The sequence below is a fragment of the Erythrobacter sp. SN021 genome, from assembly GCF_021864455.1.
Window position 1 is genome coordinate 196862 of sequence record NZ_JAKKUW010000002.1, and the last position, 18952, is coordinate 215813.

Annotated in this window: 18 protein-coding genes and 3 tRNA genes; 12 read left to right on the forward strand and 9 right to left on the reverse strand. The window is 60.9% G+C overall.

Going from position 1 to position 18952, the window contains the following annotated elements; genetic code table 11:
- Positions 1-10 precede the first annotated feature (10 nt).
- The 4 genes from L5849_RS05550 to yajC all read right to left on the reverse strand — a co-directional run bounded on the left by L5849_RS05550 (position 11) and on the right by yajC (position 3297).
- Positions 11-253: a hypothetical protein gene (locus tag L5849_RS05550; RefSeq protein ID WP_236924762.1), complete on the reverse strand. Its 243-nt coding sequence runs from the start codon at positions 251-253 to the stop codon at positions 11-13.
- 111 nt (positions 254-364) lie between these two features.
- Positions 365-1339, reverse strand: coding sequence for a protein translocase subunit SecF (gene secF, locus L5849_RS05555; RefSeq protein ID WP_236924763.1), 975 nt, complete (start codon positions 1337-1339; stop codon positions 365-367).
- Positions 1340-1352: 13 nt separating this feature from the next.
- Positions 1353-2951, reverse strand: a complete 1599-nt coding sequence (gene secD / locus L5849_RS05560) for a protein translocase subunit SecD (protein WP_236924764.1) — start codon at positions 2949-2951, stop codon at positions 1353-1355.
- Positions 2952-2970: 19 nt separating this feature from the next.
- Positions 2971-3297 carry a preprotein translocase subunit YajC gene (yajC, locus tag L5849_RS05565; protein WP_115416384.1) on the reverse strand — a complete coding sequence of 109 codons (327 nt, stop codon included), beginning with the start codon at positions 3295-3297 and terminating at the stop codon, positions 2971-2973.
- Between the two features lie 201 nt (positions 3298-3498).
- Between yajC and L5849_RS05570 the strand changes: the two genes are divergently transcribed.
- Both L5849_RS05570 and L5849_RS05575 read left to right on the forward strand, forming a co-directional pair.
- Positions 3499-3575: transfer RNA gene (locus L5849_RS05570), tRNA-Pro, on the forward strand.
- A 272-nt stretch (positions 3576-3847) separates the two neighbouring features.
- The gene (locus L5849_RS05575) at positions 3848-4261 is read left to right on the forward strand and encodes a holin family protein (RefSeq protein WP_236924765.1); all 414 of its coding nucleotides are present in this window, start codon (positions 3848-3850) and stop codon (positions 4259-4261) included.
- 117 nt (positions 4262-4378) lie between these two features.
- Here L5849_RS05575 and L5849_RS05580 read toward each other — a convergent pair whose 3' ends face one another.
- Positions 4379-4807: a VOC family protein gene (locus L5849_RS05580; protein WP_236924766.1), complete on the reverse strand. Its 429-nt coding sequence runs from the start codon at positions 4805-4807 to the stop codon at positions 4379-4381.
- A 221-nt stretch (positions 4808-5028) separates the two neighbouring features.
- On the opposite strand from L5849_RS05580, the gene L5849_RS05585 reads away from it, so the two are divergent.
- From L5849_RS05585 to accC, 3 genes are all read left to right on the forward strand, one after another.
- Positions 5029-5463 carry a type II 3-dehydroquinate dehydratase gene (locus L5849_RS05585; protein ID WP_236924767.1) on the forward strand — a complete coding sequence of 145 codons (435 nt, stop codon included), beginning with the start codon at positions 5029-5031 and terminating at the stop codon, positions 5461-5463.
- A 72-nt stretch (positions 5464-5535) separates the two neighbouring features.
- Complete coding sequence (accB, locus tag L5849_RS05590) at positions 5536-6024, forward strand: acetyl-CoA carboxylase biotin carboxyl carrier protein (protein ID WP_236924768.1); 489 nt, start codon at positions 5536-5538, stop codon at positions 6022-6024.
- An 8-nt stretch (positions 6025-6032) separates the two neighbouring features.
- Positions 6033-7382: an acetyl-CoA carboxylase biotin carboxylase subunit gene (gene accC, locus L5849_RS05595; RefSeq protein WP_236924769.1), complete on the forward strand. Its 1350-nt coding sequence runs from the start codon at positions 6033-6035 to the stop codon at positions 7380-7382.
- Between the two features lie 129 nt (positions 7383-7511).
- Here accC and L5849_RS05600 read toward each other — a convergent pair whose 3' ends face one another.
- A complete protein-coding gene (locus tag L5849_RS05600) occupies positions 7512-9224 on the reverse strand; it encodes a cation:proton antiporter (protein ID WP_236924770.1) in 1713 nt (570 codons plus the stop codon).
- Positions 9225-9347: 123 nt separating this feature from the next.
- Between L5849_RS05600 and L5849_RS05605 the strand changes: the two genes are divergently transcribed.
- A complete protein-coding gene (locus L5849_RS05605; RefSeq protein ID WP_236924771.1) occupies positions 9348-10166 on the forward strand; it encodes a universal stress protein in 819 nt (272 codons plus the stop codon).
- 42 nt (positions 10167-10208) lie between these two features.
- Here the strand turns inward: L5849_RS05605 and L5849_RS05610 are convergent, their stop codons facing one another.
- Together L5849_RS05610 and L5849_RS05615 are read right to left on the reverse strand one after the other, a co-directional pair.
- Positions 10209-10643 (reverse strand): GFA family protein, encoded by a 435-nt coding sequence (locus L5849_RS05610; RefSeq protein WP_234041360.1) that lies wholly within the window; start codon positions 10641-10643, stop codon positions 10209-10211.
- Positions 10640-11101 carry an Lrp/AsnC family transcriptional regulator gene (locus L5849_RS05615; protein WP_115416375.1) on the reverse strand — a complete coding sequence of 154 codons (462 nt, stop codon included), beginning with the start codon at positions 11099-11101 and terminating at the stop codon, positions 10640-10642. The genes L5849_RS05610 and L5849_RS05615 overlap by 4 nt, the downstream gene beginning before the upstream one ends.
- A gap of 227 nt (positions 11102-11328) precedes the next feature.
- Here L5849_RS05615 and L5849_RS05620 point away from each other — a divergent pair, with 227 nt between their 5' ends.
- The 5 genes from L5849_RS05620 (at position 11329) to L5849_RS05640 (ending at position 15778) form a co-directional block, all read left to right on the forward strand.
- Complete coding sequence (locus L5849_RS05620; protein ID WP_236924772.1) at positions 11329-13125, forward strand: sensor histidine kinase KdpD; 1797 nt, start codon at positions 11329-11331, stop codon at positions 13123-13125.
- A 54-nt stretch (positions 13126-13179) separates the two neighbouring features.
- A complete protein-coding gene (locus L5849_RS05625) occupies positions 13180-14139 on the forward strand; it encodes a polysaccharide deacetylase family protein (protein ID WP_236924773.1) in 960 nt (319 codons plus the stop codon).
- Between the two features lie 56 nt (positions 14140-14195).
- Positions 14196-14272, forward strand: a tRNA-Ile gene (locus L5849_RS05630).
- Positions 14273-14300: 28 nt separating this feature from the next.
- Positions 14301-14377, forward strand: a tRNA-Pro gene (locus L5849_RS05635).
- Between the two features lie 75 nt (positions 14378-14452).
- A complete protein-coding gene (locus L5849_RS05640) occupies positions 14453-15778 on the forward strand; it encodes an MATE family efflux transporter (protein ID WP_236924774.1) in 1326 nt (441 codons plus the stop codon).
- Here the strand turns inward: L5849_RS05640 and L5849_RS05645 are convergent.
- A complete protein-coding gene (locus L5849_RS05645) occupies positions 15775-16986 on the reverse strand; it encodes a GGDEF domain-containing protein (protein WP_236924775.1) in 1212 nt (403 codons plus the stop codon). The two genes, L5849_RS05640 and L5849_RS05645, sit on opposite strands and share 4 nt — an antisense overlap.
- A gap of 272 nt (positions 16987-17258) precedes the next feature.
- Between L5849_RS05645 and ettA the strand changes: the two genes are divergently transcribed.
- Complete coding sequence (gene ettA / locus L5849_RS05650; RefSeq protein WP_236924776.1) at positions 17259-18938, forward strand: energy-dependent translational throttle protein EttA; 1680 nt, start codon at positions 17259-17261, stop codon at positions 18936-18938.
- Positions 18939-18952 lie beyond the last annotated feature (14 nt).

The window sequence follows — 18952 nt, forward strand, 5'->3', positions numbered from 1 at the left end:
TTAAATGCGCTCAAGCGTGATCCCAGCAATATGCTGCATTGCCGCCGTTGTATATACAAATAACAAAATCTACTGCCCACAAGTCATTCTTCGATTCTGCAATTTTCTCAATAGTTACAACAGAATCACCTTCAAGAACTCTATGCTCGACTTTTTTAGATTTTATCTCATCGAGCCCTGGCATGCCCGCAGCATCCACTCCAGTCGAGACAATCGAGAGGGCCAAAGTCGCAATTATAGTTGCCATTTTCATACAATTATCCTTCCTAATACCCCAACTGGGAGCATCAAGGTATCAACCAGAACGAAAGAGTCAACAATAGCATTGATATTTAGGACTACTAACTCCCGTTAGTCATTTCCCTTAAATACTTCGCGCCTTCTTTTCCTGCTGGTCCGCAACCGTTTCGGTCGGCACGAAGCTGTCACTCGTGACGCCCAACCAGACGAGGATCGGCGCTGCCGAATAGACCGAGCTGTAAGTACCCACGAATAGCCCCAGCGTGATTGCCGCGACCATGCCCAACAGGCTGGCCGGGCCGAACAGCAGCAAAGGCAGCAATGCAACCAGCAAGGTGAGCGAGGTCATAACTGTTCGGGCGAGTGTTTCGTTGACCGACAGATCGAGCAGCGCAGGCAGTTCCATCTTGCGGAATTTCTTCAGATTTTCGCGAATACGGTCGTAAATGACGATGGTGTCGTTGAGCGAATAACCGATGATAGCCAGGATCGCCGCGATGATTTGCAGGCTGAATTCGAGCTGGAACAGCGCGAACATGCCCAGCGTCAGACTGACGTCGTGAAACAGCGCGAACAGTGCACCCACGCCGAACTGCCATTCGAACCTAATCCAGATGTAGAGCGCGATGGCGGCCATGGCGGCCAGCAATGCCAAGACGGCTTTCTCACGGAATTCACCTGAGACCTTGCCCGAAACGTTGTCGTTCCCGTCGAGCCGGAAATCCTCATACTCGGCCTGCAACGTGCTGACGATGGTATTGGCCGCTTCCTGCGCGGCTTCCTTGTCGGCCGATACTTCATCGGGCAGGCGCACACGGATCGAGACCTGATTGTCCTCGCCGAAACGCTGGACCACGGGGCTGCCATAACCGAGGGCCTCGACCTCGCTGCGCAGCTCCGCGATCGGTGCCTCCGTGCTTTGCGTGAAGGTCGCGCGCACCTCGAGGCCGCCAGCAAAATCGACGCCGTAATTAAGACCCTTGGTGAGTACGAGCGCCCAGCTCGCCGCGATCAGCAGAATACTGATGGCAAAGAAAGGCACGCGCCATTTGAGGAATTTGATGTTGGTGTCGTCGGGGACGAGCTTGAGCAGTTTCATATCGTCGCCCTCCTTACAGCACGATGTCTTTGGGCTTGGCCTTGCGCAGCCATCCGGCAACCCACATGCGGGTAAGCGTGACTGCGGTGAAGACGCTGGTGAACAGTCCGATGATCAGCACCACCGCGAAACCACGTACCGGACCCGATCCGAACAGAAACAGCAGCACACCGGCGATGAAGTTGGTGATGTTGGCATCGTAAATCGCGCGACTGGCCTCGTTATAGCCGTTCTCGATCGCCGCGATGACCCGCCGTCCGCGCTTGCGTTCCTCGCGGATACGTTCGTTGATCAGCACGTTCGCGTCGACCGCCGCACCGATGGTCAGCACGAAGCCGGCGATACCGGGCAGCGTCAGCGTGGTGTTGAGCGCCGCCATGATGCCGAGCAACATGGCCACGTTGATACCCAGCGCCGCGGTCGCATAGACACCGAAGCGGCCATAGGTAGCAATCATCAACACGATCACCATGACCGAACCGACTGCCATGGCCAGCATGCCGCGCTTGATCGAATCCGCGCCCAGATCAGGCCCGACTGTACGCTCCTCGATCACCGCCAGATCGACCGGCAGCGCACCCGAACGCAGCGAAATCGCCAGCTGGTTCGCGGTTTCGACTGAGAACCCGCCCGAAATCTGCGCCGATCCCCCGCGGATCGGTTCGTTGATATTGGGCGCTGACAGAACCTGCCCGTCGAGGATGATCGCGAAAGGCTTGCCGACATTGTCGGTCGTCAGCTTGGCGAAGCGACGGCCCCCGTCGGTGTCGAACTGGATGTTGACCACCGGTTCATTGGTCTGCGGGTCGAAACTCTGCTGGGCGCCGGTGAGATTGTCGCCGCGAATGCCGCCCAAGCGGCGGACCGCGAGCGAGCTGCCCGCGAAATCGCTCGTTTCCGCGTAGGGGAAGATTTCCGAGCCCGGAGGGGCAAGGCCTTGCTGCACGTCGGAAGGAAGGGCGTTCTGGTCGACCAGCTTGAACTCGAGCTTGGCAGTCTGGCCGAGCAGCGCCTTGAGCTGGTCGGGGTCCTGAAGGCCGGGGACCTGAACGACGATACGCGTATCGCCCTGCCGGATGATCGTCGGTTCGCGCGTACCCAGCTCGTCGATGCGCTTGCGCACCACTTCGGTTGCGCTCTCCATGGCATCGCTAACGGCCTGGTCGATCCCCTCAGAGGTGGGCGTGAGGATCATGCGGTTGCCGTCCTCGACCGTCAGATCCCATTCACGCACGAGGCCCGTGCCATTTATTGAAGGCAGCAGCAATTCACGCGCGCGATCCACTTCGCTGGAATCGTCGAGCATGAAGCTCAGCCTGCCGTCCCGGGTCGAAACGTCGCCGATACGGATACGCGGTTCGGCACGGCGCATGGTGCCGCGCACGTTTTCTTCCATGTTCTCTAGCCGCTGCGCCGCAACCTGCGCGGCATCCGCCTCAAGCAGGATATGGCTGCCGCCGGCGAGATCGAGACCGAGATTGACCATCGGATCGGGCAGCGCATCGGGCCAACGCACGCTGGTTGCCGACAACAGCGAGGGCAATGCGGCAAAGACGCACAGGCCGGTGATCAGCCAGAGCCAGATCTTACGCCAGGTGGGAAAGTCGAGCATGGAAAACTGCGCTCCCGCCTCAGTCGTTCGCCGCGGACTTGCCGCGCGACGACAGCACATCGCCAATCGTATTGCGAACCGCCTTGACGGTCATGCCCTTGGCAAGTTCGACATGGACGAATTGCTCTTCGACCTTGGTTATTTTTCCGACGAGGCCGCCCGCGGTGACCACTTCGTCGCCCTTGTTGAGCCCGGCAACCCGTTCGCGATGCTGTTTCTGCTGACGCATTTGCGGACGCAGGATGAGAAACCACAGGATCAGAAGCATACCCAGCGGCAGAACCCAGCCGGTCCAGGCGGGCGGCTCGGCGGCGGCGCTTCCGGCGGCGGCGAGAATATCGATCATCGTGAGGAATACCTGTCGGAGAAGTGTGTCTGTCTGATCCGTAATTGGGAGATGTCAGCCGCGCGTTCAAGCGGCTGATACGCTCCGTCATGCGGAAGTGCGGGGCGGTTAGCAGCAATGCGGGACCGGGGCAACGAATTGCCTGCGAACTGTGCTTGCCATGCACAAAACCGCACCCTATAGGGCCGCCTCCACTGGTTTCGGGATGTAGCGCAGCCTGGTAGCGCACCATACTGGGGGTGTGGGGGTCGCTGGTTCGAATCCAGTCATCCCGACCAGTGGTTTCCCTTCACGATTAATATCCTTCCGATCACTCGCAGGCGCGGAGCCGAGCGAGACCTTCAGGGTTGCAGTGCCCGACGATGCGCCTGCGGATGCGACGATATGCTTGTCGCACCTCGGCAGAAGGAGGAATCGGCCTGATGGTCGATGGTCATTTGGCCAAGACCGGCCCTTGCTGCCCTATCGAAAGGACCGGTTCCGGACATACCGCTTTCCTACACGAACCGATATGGTTATTCACAACCTCTTTCCCAATCGGAGGTACGCCATGTCGCTACTGGAAACGCTCATTGGTCCCATCACCTCGATTATCGACAAGGTGATTCCCGACAAGGAAGCGCGCGCAAAAGCGAAGCTGGAGCTGCTCGCGCTGGAAGGCACGCAAGAATTGAAGCAGATCGAAGCCCGCCTGTCGGCCATCATCGCCGAGGCGCAGAGCCGCGATCCCTGGACCAGCCGCGCACGGCCGAGCTTTCTCTACGTCATGTACGCACTGATTCTGGTCAGCGTGCCGATGGGCGTGATCGCCGCCTTCGACCCCATCGCGGCGCGTGCAATCGGGGAAGGCATGACGCGCTATCTCTCCGCCCTTCCTGAAGCGCTCTACGCCCTCTTCGGCACCGGCTACCTCGGCTACACCGCCGCGCGCCAATGGGGGAAGGTGAAAGGGGTGGATCAATAGATCAATAGCCGAGAAGTCGGTAATCGGGTGAAAAGCGGATGCTCTTGTGTCTTTCTGCGAATGCGCGTTTGGCGGGACACTGGTAATATTTGTCTCTAGGAGTTCGAAGTCCGCTCATTAGAATTCGATGATCACTGACGGTGTGCTGCGTAGCGCTTCGCCATGGTACACGACCTCGATGTTGTTTCCATCGGGGTCGAGCACGAAGGCCGCGTAATACGCTGGGTGATAGGGTCTCTCACCGGGCGCACCGTTATCCCGCCCTCCATGAGCCATAGCTTCGCGATAAAAGGCGTCCACTGTCGCACGGTCCTTTGCCTGGAAGGCTAGGTGGTGGCGCCCTGTCAGCATACCTTGGGCCGCTGGACTTTCAGCCGAGGACACGACAAGTTCATCGGCCCAGAAAAAGTCCTCGGTCACAGTCACGATGGGGATATCTAGAACGGCCAGAATGGCCTCGTAGAAGTCCCTGCTGGCCTCGAGATCGCGAACGACGAGCTGGACGTGGTCGATTAGCCGTCCACGATGCAGTTGGTTTGTTTCCATGGCACTTCTCCATCCTTGATACGGCCGCGGTCGGCGGACGCGCTTCCAAATTTCGCAAGCGCCGATCTATCGAGCAAGAGCGGCAGGGGTATTGACAAAGATCAAGCAGCAGCGACTCAGGCAAAAGCAGCCCTTCGCTGCAACATCCTCGAACTTCACAACTCGGGCCGTCAGCCGACCTTTCGCTTTTCGCCTGGACATACAGCCGCTAACCCCGGCGCATGACCGACATCGTCTTCGTCCTTAACGGCCCCAATCTCAACCTGCTCGGCACGCGCGAGCCGGAGATTTACGGCTCGGACACCCTCGCCGATATCGAAGCGATTCTGGCGGACAAAGCGCGCGAACTCGGGCTCGTCATCGATTTCCGCCAGACCAATCATGAGGGCGAGCTGGTAGACTGGTTGCACGAGGCTCGTATAACGGGCGCCAAGGCGGTGCTGCTCAATGCCGCCGCCTATACCCACACGTCCATCGCCCTGCTGGATGCAATCCGGGCAATCGACGTGCCGGTAATCGAGGTTCACCTCTCCGATCCTGCCACACGCGAGGAATTCCGTCACATATCCTATGTCGGCATGGGCGCGGTGGACGAAGTGAAGGGGCTGGGTCCGCGCAGCTATGCCGTAGCGTTGGAGAAGGCGGCGGCGCTCTAATTCGCGCGCTCACCCCTTGCCCTACGCCTCCGCGCAGAGCATAGGCGGCGCAAACAACACACAAGGGGTTCCATGGCCGATCGTAAAGGCAGCGCCGGCAAATCCGGCATGAATGTCGACACCGCACTCGTGCGCGAACTCGCCGAGATGCTGGGCGACACCGGGCTCACCGAAATCGAAGTCGAAGATGGCGATCGCAAGATCCGTGTTGCGCGGGGAGGCGGCGTTCCAATGGCTGCCGCTCCAGCGCCGATGCACGCCCCGGCGGCCGCAGCGCCCGCTCCTGCCGCCCCCGTCCCCGAAAACACCGCGCCGGCCGCCGACACTGCGGGTGCGATCAAGTCGCCCATGGTCGGTACGGTTTATCTCGCCCCCGAACCCGGCGCGGCCGATTTCGTGAAGGTCGGCGACAGCGTCAAGGAAGGGCAGACCCTTCTCATCGTCGAGGCGATGAAGGTCATGAACCCGATCACCGCCGACAAGGCCGGGACGGTCAAGGCGATCCTCGTCGAGAACGCCCAGCCGGTCGAGTTCGACCAGCCGCTCGTCGTCGTCGGCTGAGGTCGGCCGTGAGTATCTCCCGCATCCTGATCGCCAACCGTGGCGAAATCGCGCTGCGCGTCCACCGCGCCGCGCATGAGATGGGCATAGAGACGGTCGCGGTGCACTCCACCGCCGATGCCGATGCCATGCATGTCCGGCTGGCCGACCATGCCGTCTGCATTGGCCCTCCTCCCGCCACCGACAGCTATCTCAACATAGCCAACATTATTTCGGCAGCCGAGGTGAGTCATGCGGATGCGATCCATCCGGGTTATGGCTTCCTCTCGGAAAACGCCAAATTCGCCGAGATCGTCGAGGCGCACGATATCGCGTGGATAGGCCCCAAGCCCGAGCATATCCGCACGATGGGCGACAAGGTTCAGGCAAAGAAAACCGCAGGCGCGCTGGGCCTGCCGCTTGTCCCCGGCTCCGATGGCGCAGTGTCAACGATCGAAGAAGCGCGCGAAATCGCGGCGGAAATCGGCTACCCGGTCATCATCAAGGCCGCCAGCGGCGGCGGCGGGCGCGGGATGAAGGTCTGCGAGAGCGAAGACCAGCTTGAAAGCCTGATGAAACAGGCCGGCAGCGAGGCAAAGGCAGCCTTTGGCGATGCCACCGTCTATATCGAGAAATATCTCGGCGATCCGCGCCATATCGAATTTCAGGTCTTCGGCGACGGCAATGGCAATGCCATCCATCTCGGCGAACGCGACTGTTCGCTCCAGCGCCGCCACCAGAAGGTGCTGGAAGAAGCCCCCTCCCCCGTGCTGGGCGAGGACGATCGCATGCGCATGGGCGAGGTTTGCGCGCAGGCCATGCGCGACATGGGCTATCGCGGCGCGGGCACGATCGAGTTCCTGTGGGAAAACGGCGAGTTCTACTTCATCGAAATGAACACCCGCCTGCAAGTCGAACACCCTGTGACCGAGGCGATTACCGGCGTGGACCTGGTGCGCGAACAGATCCGCATCGCGGCGGGTCATCCGCTCTCGGTCAAGCAGGACGAAATCGAGTTCAAGGGCCATGCGATCGAATGCCGCATCAACGCGGAGGACCCTTGGACATTTGCCCCCAGCCCAGGCGAGGTGACCTATTACCACGCGGCCGGCGGCATGCATGTGCGCGTCGATAGCGGCCTCTATCAGGGCTACCGCATTCCGCCTTACTACGATTCCATGATCGCGAAGCTGATCGTCTACGGGCGCACGCGCGAGGGCTGCATGATGCGCCTCAAGCGCGCACTGGAGGAAATGGTGGTCGAAGGCGTGAAGACATCGATCCCGCTACACCAGGAACTGCTTCAGCAGCCGGATGTGAAGAGCGGCCAGTATTCGATCAAATGGTTGGAAGAGTGGCTTAAAACGCGCGAGAGCTAACGTGGGCACTGCGGCCCGGCAGGGGCGGTGCCACGCATATTCCGGAATTCCTCGTGTCGACGCGGAAACTCGCCCCGCCGACACCGTTCTGCCCCACGTCGATCTATTCCGGCGTACCGGGAACCGCTCTCAGGCGCGCTCGAGCTGAAGGCGGCGTTGGATGACTTCGTCATCCAGACCACATCTCTCGAGCAGTCTGGCGGCGAGCTGGAGGCTTGCCTCGACCGTTTCCGGGACCGCGGCGGTTGCCCCTGCATCGGTCAGGCGATCGGCCTGCTCCTTGTCCCGCGCCCTTACGAACAGCGGAACATGCGGCGCCGCTTCTCGCATGCGCTGGGTCAGCAATTCCGTATTCTTCGCGTCCCCGAGGGTTATGACCAAGGCTGCGGCCTGCCTTACATGGTTGGCCTGGAGGATCTCCAGCCGCGACGCATCGCCAAATCGCACGGGCAACCCGGATGCACGGGCTTCGGAGGCAATGATCGGGTCTTTGTCAATCGCGATATAAGGGAGCCCTTCCCGATCGAGGATCGAGGCAATCATCCGGCCCACCCTTCCAAAGCCCGCGATCAGAACATGTCCCTCCATATCCTCCATCTGATCGACCGCATCCGGATGCCTTTCGTTTTGACGATTTTCGATCCTGTCCGCCAGCTTGCGGGCAAGCCCGGCCAGTCCCGGAGTGAGGACCATGGTCAGGCTCGCGACGATCAACATGAACTGGCCCGTGCTTCCCGGGAGCAGGTCAAGAGACATCGCCAGGCCCACCACGATGAATGCAAACTCACCAGCCTGGGCCAGAAGGAGACCGGCTTCCACCGCACGGTGGATCGGGGTTTTCCAAAGGAGGAAAAGGCTCACATTCAAGACCGCCTTTATAGCGATCAGGCCGATGACCGACGCGGCGATCAACAGGGGCGTTTCCATCAGGACCCGCCAATCGATACCCATCCCGACAGACATGAAGAACAGCCCGAGCATCAGCCCCTTGAACGGCTCGATATCGACTTCGACCTGATGCTGGTATTCGGTCTCGGCAATCAGCAGACCGGCAAGGAACGCCCCGAGCGCCATGGACAGGCCGACTGCTCCGGTAATGGCTGCGGTACCCAGAACGATCAGCAGGATCATGGCCATGAACGCTTCCCGGCTTCCGGATTGCGCGGTGGCCCGGAACAGGGGCCGCAGCACCAAACGGCCTACCGCATAGATGACCACGACAGTGATAGCCGCCTCTCCGAGAGCGAGGGCCAGCCCACCCAGGACCCCTTGCCCTTCGGAAACCGTGCCCAGCACTCCGACAATGAAAAGGATGGGCACGACCGCCAGATCCTGCATCAGGAGGACTGAAAACGCCGATCGTCCCACCGGGGTGGTGAGGCGGCTTTTCTCGATAAGCAACTGCATGACGATCGCCGTGGACGAGAGCGCAAGGCAAGCACCCAGCACGAGCGCAGCCGGACCGGAATTGCCCCAGGCATACGCCACCCCGCCGATCACCACGCCCGTCAGGAGAATTTGGGCACTGCCCAGTCCGAACACCAGGCGGCGCATTGCCCACAAGCGATCGAGCGACAATTCGAGACCGATTGCGAACAGGAGGAAAACGACGCCGATCTCCGCCAAGGCCCGTACGCCGTCGAGATCGTCGATCACCAGAAACGCGGCAAGCGGAAAGGCTTCTGCCAGAAGCCCCAGGCCATACGGGCCGATCAGTCCGCCTATCAGCAGATAGCCAAGAACCGGGCTGACCCTGCGTTGCAGTAGCGGAACCGCGAATCCGGCCACGACAAGGAAGAGGATGACCTCTCTCAAATAAGGGATGTGTAGCTGAGATTCCATTGCGCCGACCTTCGGGAAAACAGCCTGCCTTGTCGATACGCGATCGGCTGAATTTCTTGTCCCCCCGGTAATCGCGTGGTACCCGGAAACCGAGGATGGGTATATCATTCAAAAGGTATAGCCATGAGTAAAAAGATAGTAGTCGGTACGGACTTCCGGGCAGAAGCGGATCGGGCAATTGACCGGGCGTTGAGCCTGGCGGAGGAGTGGGACGCAGAGGTCATACTCGTCCATGCTCTCGACCCGGCTTTGGGCGACCCTCCATCGAGAGGCGAGCTTGACCGACGGATGCGCTCGGTACTTCCGCATCCGGATGCGCGGGTCACATTCCGATACCCGATAGAGCGCGCCGATCTGGCAATCGTTGGCATTGCCGAAGAAGAACAGGCCATGCTGATCGTGCTCGGTGTGGCACGGTTCAACAACATGCGGGACTTCTTTCTGGGAACGGCAGTGGATTACGTAATCCGCCACTCCTCGATACCCACATTGGTGGTCAAGAACCGACCGGTCGATTCCTATAACCAGATCGCTTCAGCAACGGATTTCTATCCACCCTCCCGCTATGCTCTCGAAGATACCGCAGACCTGTTTCCCGAGGCCGATTTCCAGTTGATCCACGCGTATCGTGTGCCGTTCGAAGGGTGGCAGAAGGCCGCATATGTGCGTAACGAGGTGAGAGAGGCCGAAAGCAAGGTCTTCAGGGAGTTCATGAACGAGCTGCGACCTGAAACGCAAAAGAGGGTCACGCCCCACCTCGTCTATGGAAGTCCCGGCGGTGCGCTGGCGAAAGAAATCCGTGAAAGCGAAGCGGGTCTGCTTGTGCTGGGAACGCATGGAGAATCCGCCCTTAGGCACGCGACGATCGGCAGCACGGCCAGCGAACTGCTACGCAGCCTTCCCATAGACACGCTCATCATCAAGAGCGGGGATCGAGACTGAGCGAAGGCGGGCTTATCGCTTTCGGTCCCGCCATCGCGCGGATCAGTCGAAGCGAAAGCCCGCCGCCTCTGCCTCGGCAATCACTTCTTGACCGGTCTGGCGCGGATGGTCGCCTTCGATCCGGCACCAATCGGCGCGCTCATCGACGAAAATCTCTTTCTCGACGGCGAATTTAACCGCCGCATCGAACAGGCCGGCGGAGAAACTGCGATTGCCGGTCGGTAAAAAGCGGTACCAGAGGTTGCTGCCGCATTTCGAGCAAAAGGCGCGTTCGGCCCATTCGCTCGAACGGTAAGCAGTAATAGCATCATCGCCGGAAACCTCGGCATTTTCACCCGTCTGTGCGCTGTAGAAAGAACCGCCCCAACGTCGGCACATGTCGCATTGGCAGATTTCAATCTCGTGCTTGGGGCCATCGAGCGCGATGGTGACCGCGCCACACAGGCAATGCCCCTCGATCCGCTCGGCGCCGCTCACAACGGAACACCCGGTTCGTGCTTGCTGGTGCGGATGGTGAGCGAGGTCTTTACGCTCTCGACATTGGGTGCCGGGGTCAGCTTGCTGGTCAGAAACTCCTGAAAGCTCTGCAGGTCCTTGCTGACGATCTTGATTATGAAATCGATCTCGCCGTTGAGCATGTGCACTTCGCGCACATCGGGCAGGTCCTTCATGGCCGCTTCGAATTCACGCAACGCATCTTCGGCCTGGCTCTTGAGGCTGACCATGGCGAAGACCGTGATCGAAAAGCCCAGCTTCGAAGGGTCGAGATCGGCATGATAGCCCTTGATAACCCCCTCTTCCTCCAATGCACGCACGCGGCGCAGGCATGGCGGAGCCGTCAATCCCACCCGGTGGGCTAGCTCGACATTGGTGATCCGCCCCTCATCCTGGAGTTCACCCAGCAACCGGCGGTCTATATCGTCGAGATTGGCCATAGATTGTGTCCCTGCTACCCTTGTGCCAAAGGCAGGGCATCGCGAAACTTCCACGAAATGTTGACAACGCGATGCAGCCCTCTTGGCTAACATTATTATCTTTGCCAGCAATTGTCCCGCTTTGCAACGCGCAGGCAACTTTCCGTTCAGCCTAAGTTTTACGGCTGTAGAAACCCTGGGCTGCGACAAGGTAAGGCCCGCCTGCCGCCACCGATTCCGGAGAACCGATGCATTTCGACGACCGCCTTGCCACCGTGCTGCGCCACCGCGCCGCCGGCGAGCGTGCGGCGAAAACGCAGTTCCGCCAGTTGCTCGATCTGCTCGGAGAGCGTCCGCAAGCGGGCGATCCAGCGCTGAAAGCGGCGGCATATTTGCGCCTGATCGCGCTGGCGGAAGTCATATCCGTGGCTGATCGAGCCGCCATCCTGAGCGAGAATGGTTGGCGCTTCCGCAATCCCGAACTGGTACGTTGGTTCGGCGAAGCACATCCCTCGATCGCCGGGGCCGCACTTTATCGTGCGCGGCTCACGGGTGAGGAGTGGGCAGAGCTCATTCCCCGTTTACCGATCCGCGCGCGTGGTTTCCTGCGCCATCGCAAGGATTTGCCAGAGGCGGCGATTCGTATTCTCGATCGGCTCGGCGTGTCGGATCGCGCTTTGCCCGTGCCGGTCCATCCGGAGCGGCCCCAACAGATCGAAGAGCCGGAGGCGCGCCCTCTCGACCTGCATGAGCCCGAACCGCTGGTATTGCGCCCCGCGAATGAAAACGGCGCCTCCGACGATCCGCTGGAAGAGCCCCCCCCTTCCGCCCCACCTGGCGCGGTTGGGGAAGCTTCCATGCAGCGTGTGCCAAGCGAGCCCGCAGGTAAATCGGAAAACATCCGGGCCTTGGTCGAACGGATAGAGAGCTTTCGCAAGACGCGCGCCCCCGCTTCGCCCTCAGGCGACGCGCCGACGCTCCCACTGGCTGAACTCGACGATATCCCCCAGCGCAAACCGCTCGACACTTTCAGTTTCGGGACCAATTCGGAAGGTCGCGTCGACTGGGCAGAGCCGCATATTGCGCCGATGGTTGTCGGGATCGACCTGTCGCAGCGCCGCAACGGTACGCAAGCCGGGGAAGATTTTGCGACGGCATTCGTCAATCGCCAGCCCGTGCGGGGCGTGGCGGTTCATCTGCGCGGTGCGGAGACGATCGAGGGTGAGTGGATCGTCGATGCCGCCCCCCGTTTCACGCACAGCGATGGCCGCTTCTATGGTTATGTCGGGCGGTTTCGCCGCGCGGTTGCCCCCCTCGACAATCGAGCCCAGCGGGGGGCCGACCGCCTGCGCCAACTGCTTCACGAATTGCGCACCCCAGTCAATGCGATGCAAGGCTATGCCGAGGTCATCCAGCAGCAGGTTTTCGGCCCGACACCGCATGAATACCGCTCGCTTGCCGCGTCGATCGCAGGGGATTCCGCGCATATCCTGGCCGGGTTCGATGAATTGGACCGGCTGGCCCGGCTTGAAACCGGAGAGCTCGACCTGGAGTCGGGCGAAAGCGATTTCGCGGCCATCGTCCGCGCGCAACTGGACCAGTTGCAAACCGTGCTGGGCCCGCGCGTGGCGCGTTTCGACGCTCGCATTGCCGACCGACCCGCCGCGCTCGCGCTCGCACAGAAAGAAGCGGAGATGCTCGGCTGGCGGGTGTTGGCAACGCTCGCCGGCGCGACCGGTGCCGGGGAAACCGTATCGCTTGTCATGGGACTCGACGATGAACAGGTAACGCTTCGCGCGGGGCTTCCCGCCAAGCTGGCGGATGCGGACAACATTTTCGCATCGGAAGTCCGCTCGGGCGGCAGCACTTTGAGCTCGGGTATCTTCGGGGCAGGCTTCTCGCTGCGGCTTGCCCGTGCGGAGGCCCGCGCAGCCGGCGGCGACCTCTCACGCGTGGAAGACGTCTTGGTGCTGAGCCTCCCGCTCTTGACCGACACCCGGACGCTGCCTAGCCCTGCCGATGCGCCAGATCGCGCAACCGGCTAGGATACGTCCGCTATTTCAAACGCCAATCTCCTCGATCCGCCGAAGCCTGCTCAGATGGCCAGGTTCGCGGATGGCTTCGGCCAACGCACATTGTTGACGGTCGATACCGAGGAAGAGTTCGAGTGGAACGACAGCTTCCGCAGCGATGGGTATGGCCTTGCCCATGTGCGCTGGATTGCGAAGTTCCAGCAATTCTGCGAAGGGATCGGCGTGGTGCCGGTCTATCTTGTGGACTGGCCAATCGCGAAAGATCGGCAAGCGCAGGACATTATCGGCGATGCCGTGGCGCGCGGCAAAGCCGAAGTGGGGGTACAGCTGCACCCCTGGGTCAATCCCCCGCTGAAGGAGGAAATCTGCACTCGAAACAGTTTTGCCGGCAACCTGCCTCCCTCGCTCGAAGAAGAGAAGTTCCGGCGCCTGCGCGATGCGATCGAAAAGGGGTTCGAGGCAGCACCGCTGATCTATCGTGCTGGACGGTATGGCCTCGGCACACAGACCGCCCGCTATCTTTGCGCACAGGGCATTGCGATCGATAGTTCGGTCCGCTCGCGCTACGATTATTCGCGCCGTCATGGACCCGACTACAGCCGCCACCCAGTGACGCCCTACTGGGTCGATCCCGAAAGACGATTGCTCGAACTTCCACTTACCACGGTTTTCTGGGGCATGCTGCGCCAACAGGGACCGCAGATCTTTCCGCTGGTCGAAAAGCTGCCTCGACTAGGGGGGCTCCTCGCCAAGACCGGCATGCTCGAACGCATCGCCCTGACACCCGAGGGAGTTTCGCTGGACGAGGCTCTTCGCGGCTGCGACATCGCGATCGACGATGGTCTCCCGGTTCTGGTGCTGAGCTTCCACAGCCCCTCCTTGGCCCCGGGTCATACGCCCTATGTGCGCGACGAGGACGACCTCGACACCCTCTATGACTGGCTACGGGGCGTCTACGCCTATCTTGATTCGCGCGGGGTGCGGCCGACCACGGTTGCGGAAATCATGGCGGCAGTCGACTCCTAGTGCTTGCAAGGCTCCCTCGGCGAGGCTAGGCGCCCTGTTCCGCACGGCGTGGCTGGGGGCCTGTAGCTCAGTTGGTTAGAGCTGGCCGCTCATAACGGCTAGGTCGCGGGTTCGAGTCCTGCCGGGCCCACCAAGCCTGGCGCCTTGCGGAAGAAATCGGTCGGGGAGTGGCGCAGCCTGGTAGCGCACTTGTTTTGGGTACAAGGGGTCGCTGGTTCGAATCCAGTCTCCCCGACCAGCATTTCATGACCCAAGCCGCCCACGGGCGGATCTCGTCGGAAATACTCGAGCGACAACGCGGGAGTTGCACCGCTTGAACACCTCCGCTTCTTCCAGCATCGATACCCGCCTGATCTGGGCAATCGCGCTGCCCGCCATGCTTACCAATGTTGCGACCGCGCTGATCGGCGTGGGCGATATGTGGATCGTCGGGCGCCTCGGGGATGCGCCGACCCAAGGCGCGGTCGACGTCGGCGCGAAACTGTTTGCCGCCTTGTTCACCGTGATGAACTTTCTCAAGACCGGCACGACCGGCCTGGTCGCGCAGGAAAGCACACGTTCGGGTGCGCGGGCGCAGGCTGAAGTGCTGCTGAAGGGGCTCGTCGTCGGTCTGTCGATCGCCGCTTTGCTGTTGGTCGCCAAACCGTTCCTGATGCCGCAGCTGCTCGATGCGCTGGGCGCGCAGGCCCAGGTTCGCTCCGCCGCCATCGTTTATGCGGATATCCGTTATTGGAGCGCCCCTGCGGTGTTGGTCAATTTCGCCCTCATCGGTTTTCTCATCGGGCGCAGACAAATGCGAGAAGTCTTGGCGATCGAGGTCTGTTACAATCTTCTCAACGTCGCCCTGGGCCTCTTTCTGGCGCTGGGACTGGACTGGGGAATCGCGGGAATCGGTTGGTCCAGCTTCATTGCGGAGTTCGCCAAGCTGACCGTGACTGCCGCGTTGATCTGGCACCTAGCGGGGCGCGACATCCGCGCAGCGCTGGCGGCTAGGACAAGCTTGTCGCCCCGCGCACTAAGGCCCTTCCTTGCCATCAATCGCGACCTGTTTCTGCGCACGGTCGTGCTGATGATCGCGATTGCCGCCCTCACTCGCCTGGGCGCCGAGCGCGGCCCGGTGGTGCTGGCCGCGAATGGCATAGTCTACCAGCTTTTCGTGCTCGCCGCGCTCTTGCTCGACGGGTTCGAAAACGCCGCTCAGGTTCTCAATGGCGAGCGCGCCGGAGCCGCGGACAGGCAAGGATTTACCGCTCATATTCGGGCGATATTGCTGCGCTGCCTCGGCGTGGCGATCTTGCTGGCGATCGTCTTTTCGTTTTTCGGCGGAATGATCACCGACAGCTTCGCCGCGACGCCTGCGGTTGCGGCCGAAGCGCGCAGGCTGTGGCCGTGGCTGGTGGCGATACCGCTGGCAGGCTTCGCCGGCTTCGTACTCGACGGCGTGTTCGTGGGCGCGAGCTGGACTCGTGCGCTTCTGAGCTCAATGGCGGGGGCTGTGGCGGCTTACGGCCTTTTTCTGTGGCTGAGCTGGCCGCTCGGAAACCATGGCCTCTGGGCTAGCTTCATCGCTTTCTTACTGCTTCGTCCGGCGCTTCAATTGGCAATGCTGCCAGCGCTGCTACGCAAGAGCTTCGGCTAGGTGCCCACCTCGCGCAATTCGCCGACTGTCTTCTTGATCGGAGTGATAATGGTGCGCTTCTTGCCCGCACCGTCGCGTACCGTGCGGTTCCGCCCGCCTTCCTTCGCCCGATAAAGCGCCGCATCGGTCCGCGCGAACAGCCTGCCATACCCTTCGCCCTCGCCGCGCCCGGCAACGCCGAAGCTGGCGGTGAGGCGGTGATCTTCGGGCATGCCGACGACCTGTGTCTGCGCAAAATCGCTACGAATACGCTCGGCCAGCGTCTCTGCGGCCTTTGCGTTGCAGTTCCAGGCGAGAATACAGAATTCCTCGCCGCCGATTCGTCCTGCAATATCCGTCTCGCGGATGGTGCTCTTAATGACATCGCCGAACTGCCTGATCGCCATATCGCCAACCTGGTGGCCCCAGACATCGTTTACCGCCTTGAAATGATCGATATCGGCCACGACCAAGGCAACGGGGACGCATTCCAGCTTCGCCCGTTCGATCATTTCCACCACGTTCTGCTCGAACGCGCGCCGCGTACGCAGGCCGGTCAACCCGTCCAGCTCGGCCTGTTCGCGCACAGCCTTGATCTGGTCGTAGACGCAGGCCCCAACCAGCACCATCGCGGTCATAAGCGAGATCACCGCTAAAGACAGGTTGAGAACCGAATAATAGATCGACTGCCGATAAACGTCAGCCGGGATGCTTTGTTCGACCAGAAGCGTGAGCACGGGGCGGATCATAAACTGCGCAGCCAGCAATGCGTGCATCAGGATGAGTAGCTTGTCGATCGCTTCTCGCCGCTGGGCACCGAGCAGCGCCATGACGAGCACGAGATACATCGCCCCATACCCCACATTGACGATAATGAGGCGGGACGAAATATCCGGACTTGTCGCGACGGCGACCGCCAGTGTCGCCGCCGAAAACCCGTAGATCGTCAGCAGGACTCCGAGAAAATTTGGCTGATTTGCACGCTTGGTAAGCGCCCAGGCACCCGATGCGACGCTCAGAGAATAGAAGAACTGCGTGACGTGAAAAACGTAGGGTGAACCGGTATCCAGCAGATGCGTGGCCGCGAAGCCGAGCGCGAAGAACAGATAGCCCGCAGCAAAACCAAGCACATAACTACCCATTTTCCCGCGCCACCACATGATGACGAAGACCGCGAGAAACACGATCGCCATCGTCGGTGTGATCAGACCCATAATCTGTTCGCGCATGGAATGCCCCTGCCCTTCCTGCCCTTCTAATAGGCAGGCCCGGTTAATTGTTGGTGTAAGTAATATCCCCGATTCCGGCCTAAATTCGGACGTTTTGGAGGCAAAGTCCACCAAATATACGGTTTTATTTTCGAAATGATGGGCAAGTTTGGCTTGCACACCATCAAGCGTCCAGGGTGCTTGCCCCTTTGCCGCGGGGCGACTATCTGCGCCTGCAAACCTTGCGGGCAGATGTGCCCGCCCTTCCATTTTTATCCCGAGGACCCAGCCCGATGGCCGCCCAATACGCTTTCGTCATGAAGGACATGACCAAAACCTTCCCCGGTGCTTCCAAGCCGGTGCTCAGCAACATCAACCTGCAGTTCTATCAGGGCGCGAAGATCGGTATCGTCGGGCCTAACGGCGCGGGCAAGTCGACGCTAATGAAAATCATGGCCGGGATCGATACCGATTTCACCGGCGAGGCGTGGCCGGGCGAAAATATCACGGTCGGCTACCTGCCTCAGGAACCTACGCTCGACGAGAGCAAGACCGTCCTGGAAAACGTCAAGGACGGTGCGCGCGAAATCGCGGACAAAGTCGACCGTTTCAACGCCATCAGCGCCGAAATGGGTGATCCCCAGGAAGACACCGACTTCGACGCCCTGATGGAAGAGATGGGCACGCTGCAGGAGGAGATCGATGCGGTCGATGGCTGGACACTCGACAACCAGCTCGAGATCGCAATGGAAGCGCTGCGCTGCCCTCCCGGTGACTGGCCGGTCACCGACCTGTCCGGCGGCGAGAAGCGCCGCGTGGCGCTCACTCGCCTACTGATCCAGAAGCCCTCGATCCTGCTGCTCGACGAACCGACCAACCACCTCGACGCCGAAAGCGTGCAATGGCTGGAAAACCACCTCAAGGAATATGCCGGTGCGGTGTTGATGATAACCCACGATCGCTATTTCCTCGATAATGTGGTGGGCTGGATCCTCGAGCTCGATCGCGGCTCCTACTATCCGTACGAAGGCAATTATTCGACCTACCTCGAAAAGAAGGCCAAACGCCTCGAGCAGGAAAACCGTGAGGAAAGCGGACGGCAGAAGGCGCTATCGCGCGAACTCGAATGGATCCGTCAGACCCCTTCGGCGCGCCAGACCAAGTCGAAGGCGCGTATCCGCAAGTTCGAACAGCTCCAGGATGCCCAGGGCGATCGCAAGCCGGGCAAGGCGCAGATTGTCATCCAGGTCCCCGAACGCTTGGGCGGCAAGGTTATCGAGGCCAAGAACATTTCCAAGGCCTATGGCGACAAGCTGCTCTTCGAAGACCTTTCCTTCATGCTGCCGCCGGGTGGCATCGTGGGCGTGATCGGGCCGAACGGCGCAGGCAAGTCCACACTGTTCAAGATCCTCACCGGCAAGGAAGAACCCGACAGCGGCACGGTGGAAGTCGGCGACACAGTACGATTGGGCTATGTCGACCAGAGCCGCGACCACCTCGATCCGAAGAACAATGTCTGGGAAGAAATCTCGGACGGGCTCGATTACATGAAGGTCAACGGCCACGACGTCTCGACCCGCGCCTATGTCGGTGCGTTCAACTTCAAGGGGCCGGACCAGCAGAAGAATGTCGGCAAGCTCTCGGGCGGCGAACGCAACCGCGTGCACATGGCCAAGATGCTGAAGGAGGGGGGTAACGTCCTGCTGCTCGACGAGCCGACGAACGACCTCGATGTCGAAACGCTGGGCGCGCTCGAAGAAGCGATCGAGAACTTCGCCGGCTGCGCCGTGGTCATCTCGCACGACCGCTTCTTCCTCGACCGGCTCGCCACACACATTCTCGCCTTCGAGGGCGATAGCCACGTGGAGTGGTTCGAGGGCAATTTCGAAGCTTACGAGGAAGATAAGCGTCGGCGTCTGGGCGATGCGGCGGACCGCCCCACCCGGCTGGCTTACAAGAAGCTCACGAGGTAATTCCCAATGAGGTG